This is a genomic window from Thiorhodococcus mannitoliphagus (assembly GCF_010915725.1).
GTDB classification, from domain to species: domain Bacteria; phylum Pseudomonadota; class Gammaproteobacteria; order Chromatiales; family Chromatiaceae; genus Thiorhodococcus; species Thiorhodococcus mannitoliphagus.
Window position 1 is genome coordinate 1 of sequence record NZ_JAAIJR010000316.1, and the last position, 1,678, is coordinate 1,678.

Sequence of the window (1,678 nt, forward strand, 5' to 3'; positions counted from 1 at the left end):
CGGGCCCCCCGGCGGTTTTATGGGGTCCAGCAAATCTTCCCGGATCAAGGAGGGGGCCCCGGCGCCCGCCGGGTACATCGCGCCCGTCGGGGGGGGGCGCCGCTCCCACCGACTGTGCGCTTGGGCTAAAGCCGCTGGCCGCACCTGTTGCGCCTGACAGACAAAAAAAGGGGCCCAATGGGCCCCTAATCGATTCACAACATGCAAAGCATGAATCAGTGCGGGAGGCTTTGCGCTGCGGGCAGTCGCTCCCGGATTGGCGCTCTCAGGCGCATAGGTCGGCCGTGATGGCCTCCCGCCAGAGGGCGGGAGGCCCCTCTCCTAGATCGCACCGCGTGAGCCGACGAACTCGGGGTAGGCCTCGAGTCCGCACTCACCGATGTCGACGCCTTCGTACTCCTCTTCTTCACTGACGCGGATACCCAGGGTCACTTTCAGTAAGAGCCAGACGATCAGGGACGTGATGAAGACCCAGGCGAGGATGGCGCCCAGCCCGATGGCCTGGGGCGCGAAGCCGGCGTCCGCATTGGTGATGGGCACGGCCATGAGACCCCACATGCCGACGATGCCATGCACCGAGATGGCGCCGACCGGGTCGTCGATACGCAGCTTGTCCAACGTCACAATGGCGAAGACAACCAGGACGCCGCCGACGGCGCCGATCATCGTGGCCATTGCGGGTGACGGTGTTAAAGGCTCTGCCGTGATCGCGACCAGTCCGGCCAGTGCGCCGTTCAAGGCCATGGTCAGATCCGCCTTGCCAAAGAGCATGCGTGCGGTGATGAGGCCGATCACGGTTCCGCCCGCAGCGGCCATGTTGGTGTTGACGAAGATGGCTGCGACCGCGTTCGTGTTCTCGAAGCCGGTCAGCGCGAGCTGGGAGCCGCCATTGAAGCCGAACCAGCCGAGCCAGAGGACGAAGGTGCCCAAGGTCGCGAGCGGCAGGTTGGCGCCCGGGATGGCGTTGATCGAGCCGTCTTTAGCGTATTTGCCCTTGCGCGGGCCGAGCAGCAGCACGCCGGCCAGGGCGGCGGTCGCGCCGCAGAGGTGGACGACGCCAGATCCGGCGAAGTCATTGAAGCCGAGTTCTTGCAGCCAGCCGCCGCCCCACTTCCAATAGCCCTGCACCGGGTAGATGAAGGCCGTCAAGACGATGGCGAACAGCAGGAAGGACCAGAGCTTCATACGCTCCGCAACGGCGCCCGAGACGATGGACATGGCTGTCGCGACGAAGACGACCTGGAAGAAGAAGTCCGACATCAAGGCGTGGTTGAGTCCTTCCTCGATCACCTTAGACTCGCTGTGGTCTCCGCCGAACATAAAGGCGAAAGACACCTCGGGGATGAAGCCGTTGCCATTGGCCGGATACATGATGCCGTAGCCGACGATCATGTACATGATGCAGGCGACGGCGAAGAGCGCGATGTTCTTAGTAAGAATCTCGGCGGTGTTCTTAGAGCGGACGAGTCCGGCCTCGAGCATGGCGAAGCCGGCCGCCATCCACATGACGAGCGCGCCCGTCACGAGGAAATAGAAGGTATCGAGCGCATAGGTTAACTGCGTGGTCGCTTCCACGAATGTCGCCTCCATAAGGGGATTCGTGGGGCCCGGGCCCGGCGCCGCGCACCGACGCCGGCGCCGGGCCGGCCGCCCCCCCCGGGGGGGGTGGGGCGCGGAG

At 64.9% G+C, this 1,678-nt stretch carries 1 protein-coding gene; it reads right to left on the reverse strand.

Features of this window, described 5'->3' with window-relative positions; genetic code table 11:
• Positions 1–321: 321 nt before the first annotated feature.
• Positions 322–1,575: an ammonium transporter gene (locus tag G3480_RS26505; RefSeq protein WP_420824645.1), complete on the reverse strand. Its 1,254-nt coding sequence runs from the start codon at positions 1,573–1,575 to the stop codon at positions 322–324.
• Between the last annotated feature and the right edge of the window lie 103 nt (positions 1,576–1,678).